This is a genomic window from Serratia sp. HRI (genome assembly GCF_010119335.3).
In the GTDB taxonomy this organism is placed as follows: domain Bacteria; phylum Pseudomonadota; class Gammaproteobacteria; order Enterobacterales; family Enterobacteriaceae; genus Serratia; species Serratia nevei.
The window spans coordinates 4600140-4618296 of the sequence record NZ_CP083690.1 but is presented as its reverse complement, the minus strand read 5'-3'; the positions used below and the strand labels follow the sequence as shown (position 1 = coordinate 4618296).

Below are 18157 nucleotides of genomic sequence, written 5' to 3'. Positions count from 1 at the left end.
TTTTAATATTATTGGCATATAGCATAAACAGTTATAGTAGCTGTAATATTTTTAGTTGTATCACATCCTGCATACCAACTGTTATCACCATTAGGTCTGGAGACCGTTAACCAAACATATCCTTCTGCTGTATTACATTGACCGCCTCCACCTACAACTTTTTCTGAACCAGCGCAAGAAGCAACAGCTTCGGGGAAACGATAAGCAGAGGCAGATGCTGTTCTTATTACTGGACTTCCTGTTGATCCTCTCCATACACCATTAACACAAGATAAAATAGCCCCTTCTGACGTTCTTCCCTGTAATCCATTAGGAGAACATCCCCATCCTACATTCGCTTTTCCATTTATATAAACAAATGTATTAGCGTTTATTTGACCATCAGCATCAAGATTGCCAGTAGAATAAACATAGTTAGAGCTGATCTTTCTTGATGCCCATACGTAATCAACAACATCTACTCTTTCAGCAGTTACTGTTCCAGCAGAATTTATATTACCAGAAGAAATTTCAGTTGCATATAATACAGAATTAGTTTTAAGGTTAGATTCTCCAGCACTTATAGTGTTATCATCTAGCATGGTTAATCTTCCCCCATATTTCTCGAAATAAAGACCTCCATCACCTAATATTCTGAACCAGTTTTGAGTATAGGTATCGCCACGAGATATTACAGTTTTTCCAGAAACGGTATTACTTGAGTTTAAATTACCATATATTTGTCCATTTCCATAAACATTTAAATCAGATCTTAAAGTAGTTACGCCTGCTACATTTAATGTTGTTCCAACTGTAGCAGCAGCATTAGTTTTTAATATTCCTGTTGTAGTTGTTCCATTCGCAGTTATATTCTGAGCATTATAAACGCTTTGACCACCCATATTAAGGTTTCCGGTCATGGGTAAGGTTCCATCTCTACGGAGATAGATAGAATATAACGCGCTATTAAATCCTACACGGAAAGCTAATTGCCCTGCAGAGGTAATATTATTGAAATTGGCAGATGTTTCTGACCATTGACCACCATAACCAAAAGCATTTGATGTAGTTCTGGTCATTCCGCTATCAATACCCGCTATTTGCATGGCATTCCCTAATAAATCATAACGTGTTTTACCGCCTTCAATCCATGCCGTCGATGTCGTTATAAGACCATTAATAACATAGTTAGGTGTAGTTCCATCACGTTTTAATATGATTTTATACGAGGATTTATTAGCATTAGTGCCTGTATAGGCTGAAGGTAGTAAACCTTCATTAATCAATGTCTGGTAAGTAATTTCACATACTGAACCTGAACAGGTTCTTGGTCCCGGATCGGTTCCTGTTCCGGCAGCATTGGATAAGGTTGATAATTTATCATAACGGATATTTATATAGCCATTAACTGCTTCACCGATCTGTTTCATTTGTTGACCGACAGTAGAAGCCATTATACTCTCCTGTTCATTTTTCATATCCTGAAACTTCATAAAAGCCACCATCGTCCCAACACCTAAAACAAGAGTTAATTCTAGTAAAGAGAATCCTTTTTTCATTTTCATCGTCCTTTTTATTTTCACGTATTAATTAATTATCAAATAACAAACAAAAATCAAGATGAAAGAAGAACTATATATAGAAGAATAAAAACCAATAAATGATAAAAAAGGCCCCTTTAAATAAGGAGCCAAAAAAAATAATTTATTAAAACATTGTTGTTAAATAGAAGTGAAGATCAATGTATTACTGTTAGCGTCAGAACAAGCACCTGCTGTTGCCGCTACGTCAAGCGTTCCACCTGCTGGTTTAACAGTTGTAGAGCCTACTTGAGCAATGTAGAAGTTACCTGCTGTTGCTGTCATGATCTTAGTACATTCTGCTGCTGGTACGTTATCATAAGTAATTGTGAAAGAAGAACCTGCTGCTGATGATGGACCAGTGTTAGCTACACCTAATGTTACAGCACCTTTGAATGCGTTGATTGGTGTTGCAGAGTTACCTGAACCGCTTAACATGTTGTCAGGGAAGATCTTCGCTTGAACTGCTACTGAGTTATTCAAACCAGTAAAGCTTGAAGCGGAAGTATAAAGGGCTTTAACACCAGCTTGGATTGTTGCGATGTTATTACTCTCAGCTTGTGAACGTTGTGATGCTTGCACTTTAGGATATACGATAAATGCTGCTACCACTAGCGCTGCGATAATACCAAGAACAAGTAATAGTTCTAAAAGTGAGAAACCTTTTTTACTTTTTATTTTTTTAATTAATACTGTATTTTTCATTTCCTTTATATCTCCATTGTTTAATAAAATGATATAAAGAAAATAATAAATTTAAAAATAAACGCAACCACTTAAAAAATATTATATACAAAGTAGCCGATAAGCGGATTACTTAACAGAAAATAAAAAGACCGTGTTCACTTACGGTCGCTTTATCGGGAGGATACCCCCATGACTTTATTAAATACCACCACAGCTTACAAGATTTGAATATGGAGTTATTCATCTGTGATGATAAAATGAAATACAATTAATATAAAATAATGTCAAATTTAATTCAATGAAAGTTGAATACATATAACATTTTATACTTATACAATGACTTCTATATTCCATTAAGTTTTTCGGCCTTTCATACTAGCCAGAAATAACATTCCGTTTCTTTTAAATCTTTCTTTATCATCTGGATGTAGGTGGGGTATCTCTAGTAGCATACCTAAAACAAGATCCTTATCCACCGTAAAAACATCACAATCAAGAGCCTTGGCAACTTCAGCCCCTAAAATTATTTTCTGACGTGTCTCTATCTGTTTAGCTTCTTTCTTAGACTTATATTGCAAACGATTTAAACGCATCTGAGCAGATGCTAATTGCTGCTCCAGTGTCTTTTTTATTCGTGGTTTCTTTCTGGTTTGCTCTTTATCTGAAATATCACTCATTTTCTATCCTCTTATAGTTCCATGATACATATATATTTCTTATATATATGTTAGTCAATGAGGATATTTGAAAAATTGGATTATTATTTCTTTTTATACGATGGGAACTTTTCTTTTAAAATGTTAAAGCAGTTGATAACATTTTCATGCTCTACTGAAAAATGATCTATACTCCTTTTCAGAAGATCATTGGCAACATCAACAACAAATTGGCTCCCTTCACTATGATCATAGACAGTAAATACATCAGCTATCCAATGATAGCAGCAAAGCGTCAACAAAATACAATAGTCTTGATATTCTTTAATACCTGATAAAAAAGTACATCCGTTATAATCCACTTGCCTTGTTCTTCTATAATATTGTTTGAGCGTGGGCTTTATTATTATTAAATTATTTTTAACTATATCATAGTGAATGTCATCCTGAACGTAGTCGTTTTTAAGAAAAAAACTATTGCTGTGAACATATAAAGCATAGGCAATTGTTTCAGTAGATATTCCATATTTTTCGCATAAAGCCGTTGAGACAACAGGATTGTTTTCTATATATCTTATAAACTCACTTTCTTTCAAGTTTTTTGTTTTGGTTTTAGTTTTATTCATATATCCCTCACTATTATTATATCCGATTAACGACGGAAGGTTTCTGGTCTTTTCCACTCAAACACTACTGCATGACGTTCTTTGTCTCTTTCTTTTTTGATCTGACAAGATATACGATTGTTGAGGATCTTTTTTCGAGCGATTTTTAAAACTTCTTTCATTTCACATTTTACAAGCTTTCTACCTTTAATTTTCATTTCTTCATATATGGCATTATTGATAAAATCTCTTTCTTTAGCTGATAGTATCTTTAATCTTCCTTGCTCATCCGCATTATTTGATATGGTATTAATTGTTTCATCTTCTTTTTTTTCCATATCAACTTTACTCTTCTTTTGTTTTTTTGATTTTTGCTCTTTTCTAATCGAGCGGACTTGATCACGAGCAATAAATTTGACAGTTTGTTTTTCTTTTTTATTTAGTGCTTTACCTTTTAACTTAGTGGCTTCTTCCAGAAAATCATCTATTATCTTTTTTTCATTCTCAGTAAGATTTTGTATCCATCCCATTCTTAGTTTTTTTGTTTTACTTTCCATATCATTACCTTTTTATTTATATTTTTTAATTAATACAATTAAAAAACAAAAAACTCAAATTAATCCATGCACCATATTTAATTTATAAGCCTACTTATCTTTCGTTAGTGCCTTGATGAAATGGCACCTACCTACTGATATTTTTAAAATTATTTTTTTGTACTAGTAGTACTAGAATTTTATTAGATTAGGTTCTGGGGTTTTAGATAGCGACTTTCAGTCGTAGTAGTTTTCCGTCAGGAAAACTTAGTTTTTCTGCAAGCTTCACCCCCCTAACCCCCCGTAAAAAAATACTATTGTAATATTTTTTTTAGGTTCGCAGGTTGGCGATTCTCACCGTAGCTATTGAGTTCCAGCACGTTTCCATTACTGGGACACCCCATCGGACTCCTACGGATACATCATGATCATTTAAAGCATTTTCTCGTTTTACTAAAGAAAATTATACTACCGCTTTATAGATTTTAGATGAACGCTTCAAGTTGGTGGCTACCGACTTCCCCCCGTTTATATGCCACCTACAATAACCTAAGAACAAAACAGTTTTTAACACATGATGTCCAAAGATTCTTAGACCTGATACAGCAGGTTTTAACGTTATTGCTTTCGAGAACTAAAATGTTTTTGGAAATGGTATTTGAAAGGCTTGTAAAAAAGTTGCGATTTAGATTTGACAAATATGAAAAGATTATTTAATACTTTATTATATTTGTAATCACGTTGTCTCTTAACTGATTACAAGGCTTCAAAAGTCGGCAAAACTTTTTTAGTCCTTAAAAAGTCAACTTTGATAAGTTGGCTTTTTTTGTATCTTCATTTTATTTACATCGACATTTTTTATTTGTCAAATAATAATCAATAAAATATTTTCCACACATAGCTTTCAAATTATTATGTATTGAGCTATAGCCAATCATATTCTCTTTTTCGCAGCCTGAGCCTTCTACCATTTAACCATCCCATGATCAATACTTTTACCGAACTTCTTAATTAACCCGTCATTTATATATGATCTTATTTTTAATTTTCTAAAATTGAACCCATAAACTTCCTGTTGAAAAATTGTAATAATCATCGGAACGTCAGAATGCACAATCCTCCCACTATCTAGCCAATTAATCATTTTTTCCAAAACACTCTCTCTGAAACGTTCAGTCACAGTTTTAAATGATATATCAGCATCATCCATCACCTCTTTTATTTCGCTATTAATGTTATCACCATGATCACACAAAAGACTTAAAGATATTTTTTCGCCTATATCGCTTTTGATTTCCATTATCTCATCATTATATGATTTGATGATACCTTTTAGCTCATCGTAAAACTTACCATAAAAATAAAAATCTCGTGTAATGCATAGATTAATATGTTCAAGTTGTTTTTTGTTTTTCTTCTCATTATTATTTGAATTATATTCACTCATCTTATCCACCCTCAGCTAAATAGATAATACTCTTCTTATATTTATTTGCTTTTGTCAAAAACAGCACTTCGTGATTGTCATAAACAATCACTATGCTGAATAGGGCTTGCCCTATTAATGATGGTTTGTTCCAATCATGGGTTTTATTCTCATACCTTGCTAGCGCTCACTCACATAAAACAGTTTAGACCAATTAAACTAAAAGTGATGGAATATTGGAAATAATGAAATTTAAAAACATGATATGTAAAATCCACCTAGCTTTCAAAACCAGACCTCTCCGCGTTACTTATTTTTACATATTAGTGCTTTTCATTTAACCTGTTAATATCCATTCTATTTCTCATAACTAAGCTGTGATTTGTGCAGCACATAAAAGAGTCTGTTATTTTAGGAATTTCAGTTATCAACTAAAGATTTTCAACTCAATTTTAATAAAATTCACGTTCCCGCCTACGGCGGGAGACTAATTAAACTACTTTTGCCCTTACGGGCGCTATCTAAAACCAAAACATTCAATATTATTACTCTACCTCAACCGTTTATCCGATTCTAGCCCTGTTAATTTCACAGTCTGTAAAACTAGAGTTATTATTTAACTATAGAAAAACTTAAAACATTGTCGTTATTTTTAGCTCCTTTAGGAGATATAAAAATAAAGCAATGCCCACCTATACACTGCTACGCAGTGTGTGGGGTCTACCGACGGTTGCCTGCCGCAGGCTAACACCGTTTCCTTCGGAAACAAGGTCAACGTCAACACCAGAGTTTTTCTTGCGAAAAACTAAAACCAGCATAGTCGCATTGGGGAGTTATATTTTGGTTTGATATTTAAACTTATATTGAGGTTGTTTTTATTGTATGGCTATTTTTCATCTTGATTTTAAAATTGTGAAACGTTCAGAAGGCAGGTCTTCCGTTGCGAAGGCTGCCTATCATGCTCGTACACGTATAACAGATGAAAGAACAGGTGATACGTATGATTACAGTCGCCGTACTGATTTATATGGGCACTTCATATTAGCTCCAGCTAACGCACCAGAACACATCGTAAAAGATTCTACAGCATTGTGGAATGAAGTGGAAAAAGTTGAGCGCCAGAACAATGGTCAAACAGCCCGTTATTTCGATGTTTCCATTCCTACCGAGTTAAATAATGATGAAAAGAAAAAACTTGTCCTTGAGTATTGTCAGAAAAATTTCGTTGATAAAGGTATGATTGCTGATATCGCTTTCCATGATCTCGATAGCGACAACCCACATGCTCACGTTATGTTGACGTTAAAAACCATTGGCCCGGAAGGGTTTGGTAAAAAAGAAAGAAGCTGGAATGACAGAAAAATGTCTGTGTTGTGGCGTGAATCATGGGCATCTATGGCGAACAGCTACCTCGCTGCTGCTGGTTCGCCAGAACGTATTGATCATCGTTCCCTTCAAGCCCAGCACGAAGAGGCATTAGAAAAAGCGGCGGCTGCTCTGGACAATGAAGAACAAGCACTATGGCTTGCTAAAGCCGCTGAAACAAACCGTCCTCCAATGAAGCGTATCCATAGTGCCAAATGGCGTAGTAAAGCAGCACAAGAGCAAAGAGCAGCAGAACAGGCTGTTCGTGACGCTGCTAAACAAGAAGCTGTTGAAGTCTACAAAACATTCAGCGAACTTGATCTTGAAATCGTCGTTGATGTCAGAAGCTTCACGATTACACATCTTGCTGAACCAGAAGAAATTGTTTTACCTGAAACGCGATCCAGCTCTTCTACAAATGACGAACAAAGACCTTTACTGGTAGCACCAGCTCCTCATACTCGTATGCGTGGCGTTAAATCCTATCGTGATAAATCCAAAGTCAGTAAGGTTGTTGCTGGTAAGAAACCATCGGTCAGTATTTCTGATTATGAAACAAATACTATTTTGAAAACATCCACCTCTCAAAACCCAAACAGGGCATCCAGAAGCGCCCCTGACCGTGCAAGAAAGCATAAGACTACTCCACGTCAGGATAATATTTTTAAACGCTTCACAACTCTTGTCATAGATTTTTTTAAGCAGAAGTTTGTATGGGCTAAAGCAAACAAATCCCAAAATGATCTTATCAGTGAAGAACATGATAAACGTATTGCTGAAAACTATGTCTTTGATGAGGTATTAGGCCGTCATGTTCTACGCCCTGAATATGAGAAACGAGCTAAGTTTAACCAAGATGACTACAAGCCAACGACTGACGAGATCACCCGTTTCCCAAGCCGTCTTAAGCAGGATCAGGCAGAACACAATCAAAGTGAGAATCTCACCCCGTCTGTACCACTTGAGCAGATGGGAAAGGATAGCTATCCAAAGTTCAGGCCACCGGGATTACGAAGTAGAGATTCGTAGAGCTATAACAGAATGAAACTATAATATCATTTATCAGTTATAGCTTTGATTAGTTTACCAAAGCTGATAAGCCCACCCCGAGAAGTCAAATGATTAGGCAACTCTCTGGTTTTGGGAAATTTACGGTGTTTCGGACCAAAAGATAGTATTATTAGCTTTTTCTTAGTTGTAGGGTCATACCATCTGTAATGAATAACTGCTGCAGATGTTGCCCCAGATATATTTAAATCACGGATCTTGGCTTGGGTAGATGTTGAGTTAGGATCATATGGTCCAATATGATAATGCCAATGACCGCCTGCTTTATATCCTATAAGGATTGATATTTCATCACCATTAGTATCAGTCCAAGACGGCTTATTTTTCCCTCGAAGAAGTTTTCCATCTTCTACATCAAGAACAAATAGTGTTAAAAGACCAGCTTCGCAATTAGAAGTAAGATCATTAGTCAAGAGTGAGAAATCACAAAATTTCTCTCCTCTATAATTACCACTAATAAAATCAGGATGATAATAAACGATAGCAGGCATAGTAAATTAACGTATAATAGATTATTTATAAAAAAGGTGAGGGGTAGCCTCTTGCTCTTCACCAAGAACTGTTTTTGCAACCTGACGTTGCCACTCTAGAAGAGACTGTAAACGCTCTTCTCTTGTGCCATCACAAACAGGTGCTTTGATCAGGTCCGATTCGTCAATGTGCTCACCACGCTTGAGAAGCATTTCATGTTCTTTAGGCTTTAAACTCAACATAATAACCTCCTATCACTCTTAAATAAATTTAAGCCAAAAATCTCTTTTTGTCAATTATTTATACAGTTTCCTAAAGTGATATACACTCATGCAGCTTCAGGTTAATGAAGCGTAACTCAGATATTCCAACTCTAAGAATTTCAATCCTGATGGCTCAGAAACCGAGAATTGTGGTTATTAGCTGCGTATCTACGCACGTTATCTGGAAGAGTAGCTTATGAGCAATTCCCTTGACGGATTGTTTTTATATGTTATTAAATTAAAAAAATCCAATACCAAAGGTGAAACATGAAAAAGATAAATTATCCAATGGCAATATACATTTTATTATCCTGCCTGACGCTTATAACTACCATAGGTACTTCTTTAATATATTTCATAAATGGAAATAAAAACATCCCCATACTATCGATGTTATGTGGCATAACGTTGGCTTTATGGTTAGCTACTACGATTATTTTTCTCCCCCTATTCAAAAACTACAAATTATTTATGAAAAAATAGGCGGTATAAAACACCGCCTCTCTTATCTTAGGCTTTATTCTTCATTGCTATTAGTTCATCATATGTGATCATTAACTTAATAGTTATCGATGTCGCAAATATCCAGACAACAATATACACGAGTGCCATTATAATATAAAATATAATTGAACTGAACACTCCAGCATCTTTCAACGAATCCAGCATACTAATGTATGGATTTTCAACATTAATCGTTTTGAATATTAGAATACTTGCACTTAACGTTGAAGAAACCAATCCCGTTGTATCAACAAGCTTTTTGAAATAATGGATATTCACATTCGAACTATTCATCACCATCTTATGTATTATAATACCAAATGCCAGTGGTGATATAAAAAGAGTCAGGTGATGACTTGCATCTATAAACGAATCAATAAAAAAGCCAACTATAACAACAAGGAGAGGTAGAATAAAATAGATCACCCACTGCGCTTTCGTTAATATTTGGACTTCTTTTTTTGTTTCACCATTTTCACTTTCCTTAGCTTTATGAAATGACAAATCAACAGTACAGTTAATTTCAACTCCGTCAATAATGCCTTTCAGGTTCACATCACCAATTTTCTTTTTTTCATCCCGACATGATAAAGAAACACTATTTTTATCTACATTATTATCATTCATTAGTCTACCTTAACTTCATGAAATTTGTAAGCAATATAATGTTATATTAAGTGTTACAATAGTACAACACAATCATCAGGCTCCCCATTTTTGGTAGTACATGAAGCCACATCGTCATAAAACGATGCGGCTTTAAGAATAACATAAGTTAAATTACATCCTTCTTCTGAACACAACATTATCAGAGAATATCGCCTTACCAGCTATAAATCCAACAGCCGCAATTATTGGCAGGCTAATAGTCGCCCCAGCCATTCCTGCAGACATTCCGATCAGTATAGACAGGCCGAAGGTCAATAATATAACCACGAAAGCATACCAGCCGGGGTAGGTTCCATACAGAACCGTCGCCATGCAGCCGGTGCAGACATGGACGCCTCTCTGACTTTCTTTTAGGCAAAAAGGACACTGAATAGTTTTGTTTTCCATGATAGCCCCTTAGATCGCTTTCCAGCCATTGCTGGTTTTAACAAGATTAATCATGCCGTCTTCAGGTTCATTCATACCCTTGACGCTGGAGAACGCTTTTTTGTCCACCCATGCAGGAACATCCGCCAACTTCCATGTATAAGACACGCGAACAATTTTCTGATTACCGTTTCCCGGTTCAGTCCATTCCTTTATCTCAGCAACCGCACGATGACCAACACAGGCACCATCTTTACGATCCCAAAACTCAACCTCTTGGCCTTTGTCTGTTACTTCCAGAACATCAACACTGCTAAAGCCATTTGCCTGTTGTGAAACAGTGAGCAGCCCTTGTTCAACAAGTCCTTTAAGGATTTCATCACTGGCACTGTATCCGGCAGAACGGTAGCCACGGTTAACCTTAATCGGAAAACCTTTATTAAATACAATGTCGTTGTCCTGCAGGGAGTAGCACAGCTTTGATTGTGATATTTTTGCGTTGATCGCTTTCTCAAAATCCCCTTTTTCACCGCATCCCGATACAAGAGCAGCAAGACCCGCCACGAGTAAAAATTTACGCATAGTGTTATCCCAGAGTTAATGGTTGATTGTGCCGTTTCTCAGAACAACAAGACGAACTGGCATATCGGCGTTGTTGACGGTAGCGAACCCACGGACTTCGAAATTGTTTATCGTTCCGGTAACGCTGACTTTCTGGCCTTTCTTGTAAGTAAGAACGGCATCATCAATACCAGAGTAGTAATCCAGCCAGACCATCCCGCCGCAGTAGCTGGTATCGGTTGTTTTAAAGAGCAGATAATAGTTAGGGGCTGATTTAGGCATCCCCGTCATCATATCGCTGGCACTTCTGCCTTTCGTAACTTCAAGAACAGTCGCATTTGCGATTGAGATCCGTTTTCCCGTCCAATTTTTCTCTGCTGCCATTGCGTTTTCTTCATAGTCTTTGCAGACAGCACCAAGGCCAGATACAGACGATACCGAGCCAAGGCTTTGAGTGGTGGCAGTTCCCCCCAGCGTTTTACCTACTGAAGACAACGAAGAACTGATTGCTCCATTAACTGTATTCACGCCATCGTTGAGCTGCTGGCATCCTGTCAGTGCGGCAGCAGACAGCAGTAGAGGCATCACTATCCGTAATTTCATATCTATCCCCAATGTGTGGAAACTTTATGTCAAAGACAGCCCTACCCATAGGTTGGTCTCTCTGGGCTGTAAAAAAGCATTAATCAATTGATAGGATTCAATTTATTTTTCTGTTCGTCATATCGTTTGTATCGATCGAATTCAAATCATTTGATAGATAAAAACTATCATATATCTATAATCGATCGATATAAACAATTAAAACGCCGATCAATTGACGCTAATTTGATAGTTAAAATCTATCAAATGCAGCTTATTGATCTTTTATGTCGATCAATAAGAGGTGTAATGTACACGAAGAGCCATGTCAGTAGCTGTTTGCACATGGATGGAGATAGAAAGGTATAGGTCGGAACAGATAATACCCTGTCGACCATTACGCAGACAGGGATTGTTAGATCTCAGGTAATGTAGCTATCTTCAGATATGGTGTTGTAAAAACCTGTATGCAACGCATGTTTTAATATACTGTTTCATATGGAATGGTAGCTACCATTCAGACTTTTCAATCATCTTCCAAAGCACTCACACCACTTGCCGGGAAATTGGTTTTCATATTATTCGATATCTTCGGAACTAAGGACTCTATTGTTTCTTCGCTAACTTAGCTGAGTTCAGAAATCAATCTTCTGTATGTATTAATCATTCGTTCCTGATCACACTCATGTGCTGATTCTGATAAGAAGAAATAGTCATAATCTTTGACATGGATATTATCACCATTTTGCAAAGTTAGTTTTATTCCTTGTTCATTCTCTTCAACATCTTCAACAATACAAGTCATAAATGGTATTTTTTTATTTGTATGAAAGAGCGTAATAATCTTAATGTTGTTCATTCATTATTTTCCTTCTTTTTTATTATTTAATACCATATCGAATCGGTAAAAATCAAATTTAACTCATATAATAAACGTTTTACCTGTTTTTTCTTATTCTTTTGAAAAGATATTTCTCTTATGAGCTAACGCTCATGTGCTGACGCACGGCTACGCCCTAACTCTGTAAAATATATTTAACGATTTAACAATAGTCCTTGCTATGTTTTAGGGTAAAGCCAAAAGGATCAACATCTATTCTTTTATTCATGATTAAATATTTTAGATCCTATATTTCATAACAGTATTAGCACTAAAAAATATAGTATTTGCTCTTAAACGCATAGGAAAACTATATCCTCAATAGCAGCACTGAGTGATTGTCCAAAACAATCACATTGCTGGATCAGGGCTGGCCCCTGTTAATGATGGATTTATCCATAAAGAACTGCGGCAGTAGCCGCTGACCTAATAATAGTATAATTAATCTTATCAATTCATATTCGATTTAGTTCTTAAGATTTTATATACGCTAGCTTTTCCTTGAAATTAATTAAAACCTCATATTGAAAACAGATCTTTTCTTATGATCTTTCGCTCATGGCTCCGCCCCTTATCTATATATTAACGAGGAATCAATCAAGGTTATAGCATTTGCTCTTAAACGCATAGTAAAACTATATCTCCATAGCAGCACTTCGTGATTGTTCAAAACAATCACATTGCTGGAACAGGGTTCATCCCTGTTGATGATGGATTTATCCATGAATAATTGCGGCGATAGTCGCTATGAGGTAAATGGGAAACAATTTCAACTTTAATAAGATATCAGCAGCGCTTAGTGATTGTTTCAAACAATCACTTCGCTGAGATATAAATTGAAGAGAGAAAACCAATGCAATAAATAGTTAAACTATACCCTTGAAATGCCTCTGCATAGTTGTTCTCAACTTCACTAATTGAATAATGAAGAAGGAAAATGCTCTCAGGGCAGCTATAGCTCAAAACCAAGTACCGACATCCGGGAGTTAAAGTCCCGAATCCCGGTACTTAAGTTGATAAGTATTCTCAAATAAAAATGATAAAGTGTTATTTATATATATTATGTAGCACTACAAGTTTCATAAGTAAAAACATCAAGTGTTAGTTATTTTAAAAAATTTAAACTTTAAGTATTGACTTGCACGCAAAATATAGTATTTACTTAAATGTATAACTATAAAAATAAAGGAGTAAATACCATGATAGAAAATAAGATACAAACTGAAGTAAAGAAATCAAGAAGAGGTCTCCCACGTCATACTAAAAACCCATTTCTTAATGATACAAGTCTACATACAAAAACTGGAGTCAGACGTATTACTACAGGAAAAGATCGATTAGCATTAATTAATGAAAATACTGGAGAGCAAGTTGGTAATGGCGGTTTCTATCAGGCTATGGAGGTTGATAAGACACAGTTCGTGAAACTTTATGTTGACGGAGTATCTGCTATTGAAGGACTGTCTTCATCGGGTAAAAAAGTTTTCAAGATCCTTTATCTTGCTATCAGAGATAATAAGGATACTGATACTATTTTGATGTCATACGATATTGTTGATCAAGATGTCGTAAAAATATCCAGAACAACATATTTCAAAGGCATGAAAGAACTTGCTGACAAGAAGTTTATTGCAGAGACCATGATACAGAACTATTACTTCATTAATCCAGACTATATGTTTAATGGCGACCGTTTAACATTTATGAAAACATATTATCTTTCCAGCAGTAACTCTAATAAACCCAGTAATAATAAGGTGAAGAAATGAAATACTTACCCGGCTCACTCGAAATAAAACTGCATGATAGATTATCAAAAACCGATATACTTGACATCTTAGCTGAACAAATGACTATGCTTGAGGAAACATTTGGTATCGAAGAGTTTAGTCTAAATTACTATCTTGGATGTTATATTGATAGTAAGAAACAATCCTTCTATCATGAAGAACATAACGCTATTGTAGAGTCATTTAATTTAAAAAATGATACGAAGCTTGAGAACACGTCTAAACTCATCTCAAAAAATGGTAATGCCCGAATTGTTTCCTTTGATAAAAATATTAATGTAGATAAAATTCGCTCAACCGTAGAAAGCATTCAGATGCATAATCCATATCGATATTGGTCTAATAATATCAAAGTTATTCCATCATCCGTAGTTAAAAACATCATTCAAGATAAAGAGAGAAAATTACAACTAGAAAGAGATAAAATTAACTTACTCAACCAACTAAGACGTAAACAACAAGAGGAGCAAAAGCGTAAGGAGCGTGAGGAATTTGAGCGTCCATTGAAATCACTCATTGCCAAAAAGATCATGGAAAGTGGCCTCACTGATTTAGAGTTCAAAAGAACAATATGTTCAAGCTATGACTATATAAAAAGCCGTGCTGTAATAGCAAAATACCTAGCCAATAAACCTGATTTGTTAGAAAAATATCATGACTCCAGAATAATACGAATGTCCATTAAAAATGATGAAGGTAAAGTCGGCAAGGTTGAACTTTATGATCTTTCTGGAACACTAATTTTTGAAAGCTATAAAAACAATTAAGAGAGTTATGATATGCAATGTTCTTGTGATAAAAATGGTGCTGATTTAAAAGGCATAAAAGGTAATAATCATCCATTTTCTATTGAGGAAAGAAAATGGGCTGCCGAGGCAGTAGCTGATTGTTATAAAAGAATTGAAAATGGAAATGCAAAACGGCTGAATTCAAAATGTTAATTTAATGAATTCGGTAATTATCGCAAATAATATATCTGATATACACGTCGAAATAATTCTAGTGGAGGAAATAACATGCAATGTTCATGTGGTAGAGAAATGACAGAGAGGTTTTCTGTTTCTAAGAAATGCAACTTGAGATGGGAATACTCTTTTTGTAAGTCTTGTGGAAGAATCGATGCAGATTATCTTTATAGCTACGATAAAACACAGTTTATTGAACGAGGTTATTCAGCAAGGCTAAATTATAGAGACATGACAAGAAAAATAGATAATTAAATCCATGCCTCTCCATTAAATTTGACACTTATCCCTTATATATTAATATATAATATATACCCGATTAACTAAAATTAGAGAATATAACATGAAAGACTATATAAAAAAAGCACAGGAAAATGAAACAATTATTGATGGCGGTAAAGTTTACGATGAGCTTAGGCGCGATTATCTTAACAGAAGTTTCCTTTTTCCTTGCTCAGATGAAAAAACAGATGATAATTTTAATCCTTTCAGTGACGAAGCATATATTAAAATGAAGTCCTTGCATGATGAAAGAGATAATATTAATTTTAAAAACAAAATGAAAGAGATTAAAAGGAATTTATCTACATCACAAAAAAAAGAAGTCGAAAAAATAATGAAAAACAAAATAAAATAATTTTTTAAATATCCAGCCATGAAAAACACTTTCTCCGATGAGATAAATCTCATCTCTGTTTCAGAAGATGGCATTTTTATTGATTATTCTGAAGATGTTGATCAAAAAGAAAGAATATAGTTTTCATCTGAATATTATCATTCTTATTTCCCGGTTATATTTGACACTTACACTATATCTCGTAATATAAATATATCCACTGTTTTATTTACGAGGTATATATGAGGAAAGTAAAATTAGACAATGATGATTTAATTCAGTATCTGAACACCATCAAAGCATTAAAAAAATATCCAACGATGTCTGAATACAGAGAGGAATATCGCAGGCTAAGAACCGATGGCTCACCCTTGATTGAAGCAAAAAAATTTAAATCGGCGCATACCGAACTTCTGAGATTAGACAGGAAGAAAAAATCACTGCTCGATAAATTTATTGAAGAACTTAATCCTATTAGCCATGCTTCGGCTCTTGCATCCAAGAGCCTTGAGAAGGTTCAGGAATCCATGCTCTACAGAAAAACTTTATTAGAAAAAACACCTGATGAACTCTTCGCTCTCGTCATAAAACAGCGTACAGAAGCTGCTCTTGAGTTCCAACGTTCTGTTGAACAGAGTCTTGAGCAACTCTCTAACATATCGTCAGAGTTCGAACCATCAAGTCAACTACGACGAAAAATGGCCCTATAAATCAGTCCTCCGCTTTTCGTTTGAAATGGTTCAAATAGATTGCTTTAATGCTAATATTTACTATATTATTAATATGTTGGTGTGTTTTAAATCGATCATCAGACAATACTGCACACCATTTCAATCTCCCATTTTAAACACAGGATGGCATAGTATGAGTGAAGCATTAAAGGAACTGAACAATATTCGTACACTTCGCGCACAGGCTCGTGAAACTGATCTGGAAACGCTGGAAGAGATGCTGGAAAAGTTAACAGCAATCGTTGAAGATCGTCGTGAGGAAGAAAGTGCCATCCGTAAAGAACAAGAACAACGTCAGGCTAAGCTTGAAGCCTTCCGCCAGAAACTGTTAGAAGATGGTATCGATCCTGCGGAGCTACTTTCAGCGGTAGGTTCCACTAAGCCTAAAACCAAATCGACACGCACTCCACGCCCTGCTAAATACAAATATACAGATGAAAACGGTAATGAACAGACTTGGACGGGTCAGGGCCGTACTCCTAAAGTGATCGCTGTTGCTATTGAAGCAGGTAAAACACTGGAAGATTTCCAGATTTAATCTCATTACATTTTTTATTAAAAGCCGCCAATGTAATATTGTCGGCTATGCTCTTCACTTTAATTCTTACGATACGAATATGAGAAAGATATGACTGACCTATTCGATATAATCTATTCAGATCACCCAAAATCTGCAATTTTTTTTCTGTTTTTCGTAGTAGTAAATTTAATCCTATGGGGTTGGAACAAAAAGCACCCGAACAGAAAAGGTGAAAATGATGCTCTCAAAAAACCACTACTTTTCTTTCTTATTGTTGCTGGAGTCATTTACTTTATTCTGGTTGGTATTTCTGTAGTAGATTATTCCAAGAGTAAAAACCCAGTCAGTGATGTTCAGTATAACACTATTAAATAATAGTCTACCTCCCTCAAGGGAGGTTTTAAGCATAAAAGTAGATGTTCCATACAATGACAAATATGACACTAATGCATGTAATAACGTTAAAGTGTTCATCAAAGTATCGATATAATTTATTATCTTTGAGTGATGACAAGAATCTTACTGTTCTTTTTTTCATTGAAACCTCCTTTCTTATATAGTTACTAATTGAAAACCTCTCACAAGCGCCCTTCAGTCTTCTACTAAAAAGAGTAAGTCTTTTTATATGAACCTTATTTATTTTTTTATCAGACTTTATTATTTACATATAACATTGTTCATTAACATGTCAATTAAGTTAAAAATCGAAAATAGGTTTCATAAATTTCGATACAAGTGGTTTTTAATACTAAAAAATATCTTATCAACTGGCTATTAACTTTTAAGTGTGTTCCAAAAATTCACTTGCTTATTCGCTAATAGGTCACTTCATCAGAAACTAGTTTCACCTCATATAGTCAGAGTACGTATTACCGGAATCCATTCCGGTAACACATTTTAGATATACTCATGTATCCCTCTGAATAACATTACTGATATTATCTATTTATGTCCATATCCCAGTCCAAAACACTATAATCATCAAAAGATCGTCCCGACTCTATATTTCTTATCAACATATCCTTGACATATAAATCATGAAAAAACATCACCCTTTTTAATAGCTCTGTTATATTTATATATTCATACTTTTCCTTTCCTGTACCATAAGCAGCCTTGTAATACTCAAACTCAGTTAATACTTCCTTCATGTGGATTCGTAGTGCAAACTCAACAACATCTTCATCATTTACATAAATCATTGCATCATCTTTGTTTACACTTGCCATGCTGTATATCCTGTCCACATACAACATTAGCGTTGCTGAAATGGCGAATATCATCGTTTCATCTTTTTTACTCAGATTATCTTTCTTCATTTGTATCCTCTTTTTTGA

General features: G+C 35.1%; 22 protein-coding genes. 8 read left to right on the top strand and 14 right to left on the bottom strand.

Going from position 1 to position 18157, the window contains the following annotated elements:
* Positions 1–8 precede the first annotated feature (8 nt).
* The 6 genes from GF111_RS22120 to GF111_RS22095 all read right to left on the bottom strand — a co-directional run bounded on the left by GF111_RS22120 (position 9) and on the right by GF111_RS22095 (position 5490).
* Positions 9–1544 (bottom strand): prepilin cleavage protein, encoded by a 1536-nt coding sequence (locus GF111_RS22120; protein ID WP_370633508.1) that lies wholly within the window; start codon positions 1542–1544, stop codon positions 9–11.
* Between the two features lie 156 nt (positions 1545–1700).
* Positions 1701–2264, bottom strand: a complete 564-nt coding sequence (locus GF111_RS22115; RefSeq protein ID WP_071845384.1) for a type 4 pilus major pilin — start codon at positions 2262–2264, stop codon at positions 1701–1703.
* Positions 2265–2599: 335 nt separating this feature from the next.
* The gene (locus tag GF111_RS22110) at positions 2600–2923 is read right to left on the bottom strand and encodes a conjugal transfer protein TraD (protein ID WP_001548707.1); all 324 of its coding nucleotides are present in this window, start codon (positions 2921–2923) and stop codon (positions 2600–2602) included.
* Positions 2924–3006: 83 nt separating this feature from the next.
* Entirely contained in the window at positions 3007–3528 is a 522-nt protein-coding gene (locus tag GF111_RS22105) for a hypothetical protein (protein WP_001548708.1), read from the bottom strand.
* Between the two features lie 26 nt (positions 3529–3554).
* On the bottom strand, positions 3555–4064 hold the full coding sequence (locus GF111_RS22100) for a hypothetical protein (RefSeq protein ID WP_001548709.1): 510 nt from the start codon (positions 4062–4064) through the stop codon (positions 3555–3557).
* A gap of 943 nt (positions 4065–5007) precedes the next feature.
* Positions 5008–5490 carry a hypothetical protein gene (locus GF111_RS22095; protein ID WP_023157160.1) on the bottom strand — a complete coding sequence of 161 codons (483 nt, stop codon included), beginning with the start codon at positions 5488–5490 and terminating at the stop codon, positions 5008–5010.
* Between the two features lie 861 nt (positions 5491–6351).
* Here GF111_RS22095 and mobQ point away from each other — a divergent pair.
* Positions 6352–7863, top strand: a complete 1512-nt coding sequence (gene mobQ / locus GF111_RS22090) for a MobQ family relaxase (protein WP_032730747.1) — start codon at positions 6352–6354, stop codon at positions 7861–7863.
* A gap of 26 nt (positions 7864–7889) precedes the next feature.
* Here the strand turns inward: mobQ and GF111_RS22085 are convergent, their stop codons facing one another.
* From GF111_RS22085 to GF111_RS22055, 7 genes are all read right to left on the bottom strand, one after another.
* Positions 7890–8393: a hypothetical protein gene (locus GF111_RS22085; protein WP_016240051.1), complete on the bottom strand. Its 504-nt coding sequence runs from the start codon at positions 8391–8393 to the stop codon at positions 7890–7892.
* Positions 8394–8414: 21 nt separating this feature from the next.
* Positions 8415–8615 (bottom strand): hypothetical protein, encoded by a 201-nt coding sequence (locus tag GF111_RS22080; RefSeq protein WP_016240050.1) that lies wholly within the window; start codon positions 8613–8615, stop codon positions 8415–8417.
* A 531-nt stretch (positions 8616–9146) separates the two neighbouring features.
* The gene (locus tag GF111_RS22075; RefSeq protein ID WP_032260063.1) at positions 9147–9767 is read right to left on the bottom strand and encodes a hypothetical protein; all 621 of its coding nucleotides are present in this window, start codon (positions 9765–9767) and stop codon (positions 9147–9149) included.
* A 153-nt stretch (positions 9768–9920) separates the two neighbouring features.
* Positions 9921–10196, bottom strand: a complete 276-nt coding sequence (locus GF111_RS22070) for a hypothetical protein (protein ID WP_047730333.1) — start codon at positions 10194–10196, stop codon at positions 9921–9923.
* 9 nt (positions 10197–10205) lie between these two features.
* Positions 10206–10757, bottom strand: coding sequence for a lipoprotein (locus GF111_RS22065; RefSeq protein ID WP_047730332.1), 552 nt, complete (start codon positions 10755–10757; stop codon positions 10206–10208).
* Between the two features lie 15 nt (positions 10758–10772).
* Positions 10773–11339, bottom strand: a complete 567-nt coding sequence (locus GF111_RS22060; RefSeq protein ID WP_047730331.1) for a hypothetical protein — start codon at positions 11337–11339, stop codon at positions 10773–10775.
* Positions 11340–11943: 604 nt separating this feature from the next.
* Positions 11944–12177 (bottom strand): hypothetical protein, encoded by a 234-nt coding sequence (locus GF111_RS22055; RefSeq protein ID WP_047730330.1) that lies wholly within the window; start codon positions 12175–12177, stop codon positions 11944–11946.
* A gap of 1220 nt (positions 12178–13397) precedes the next feature.
* On the opposite strand from GF111_RS22055, the gene GF111_RS22050 reads away from it, so the two are divergent.
* The 7 genes from GF111_RS22050 to GF111_RS22020 all read left to right on the top strand — a co-directional run bounded on the left by GF111_RS22050 (position 13398) and on the right by GF111_RS22020 (position 17195).
* Entirely contained in the window at positions 13398–13967 is a 570-nt protein-coding gene (locus GF111_RS22050; RefSeq protein WP_001548721.1) for a replication/maintenance protein RepL, read from the top strand.
* Positions 13964–14755, top strand: coding sequence for a hypothetical protein (locus GF111_RS22045; protein ID WP_047730329.1), 792 nt, complete (start codon positions 13964–13966; stop codon positions 14753–14755). The genes GF111_RS22050 and GF111_RS22045 overlap by 4 nt, the downstream gene beginning before the upstream one ends.
* Positions 14756–14767: 12 nt before the next feature.
* Positions 14768–14929: a hypothetical protein gene (locus tag GF111_RS22040; RefSeq protein ID WP_154235535.1), complete on the top strand. Its 162-nt coding sequence runs from the start codon at positions 14768–14770 to the stop codon at positions 14927–14929.
* A 367-nt stretch (positions 14930–15296) separates the two neighbouring features.
* Positions 15297–15590 carry a hypothetical protein gene (locus tag GF111_RS22035; RefSeq protein ID WP_049015192.1) on the top strand — a complete coding sequence of 98 codons (294 nt, stop codon included), beginning with the start codon at positions 15297–15299 and terminating at the stop codon, positions 15588–15590.
* A gap of 221 nt (positions 15591–15811) precedes the next feature.
* Positions 15812–16279, top strand: coding sequence for a DUF4756 family protein (locus tag GF111_RS22030; protein ID WP_047730328.1), 468 nt, complete (start codon positions 15812–15814; stop codon positions 16277–16279).
* Positions 16280–16433: 154 nt separating this feature from the next.
* Entirely contained in the window at positions 16434–16838 is a 405-nt protein-coding gene (locus GF111_RS22025; protein WP_047730327.1) for an H-NS family nucleoid-associated regulatory protein, read from the top strand.
* A gap of 90 nt (positions 16839–16928) precedes the next feature.
* Entirely contained in the window at positions 16929–17195 is a 267-nt protein-coding gene (locus tag GF111_RS22020) for a hypothetical protein (protein WP_020239708.1), read from the top strand.
* Between the two features lie 563 nt (positions 17196–17758).
* Here the strand turns inward: GF111_RS22020 and GF111_RS22015 are convergent.
* Positions 17759–18139, bottom strand: coding sequence for a hypothetical protein (locus GF111_RS22015; protein ID WP_000711007.1), 381 nt, complete (start codon positions 18137–18139; stop codon positions 17759–17761).
* Between the last annotated feature and the right edge of the window lie 18 nt (positions 18140–18157).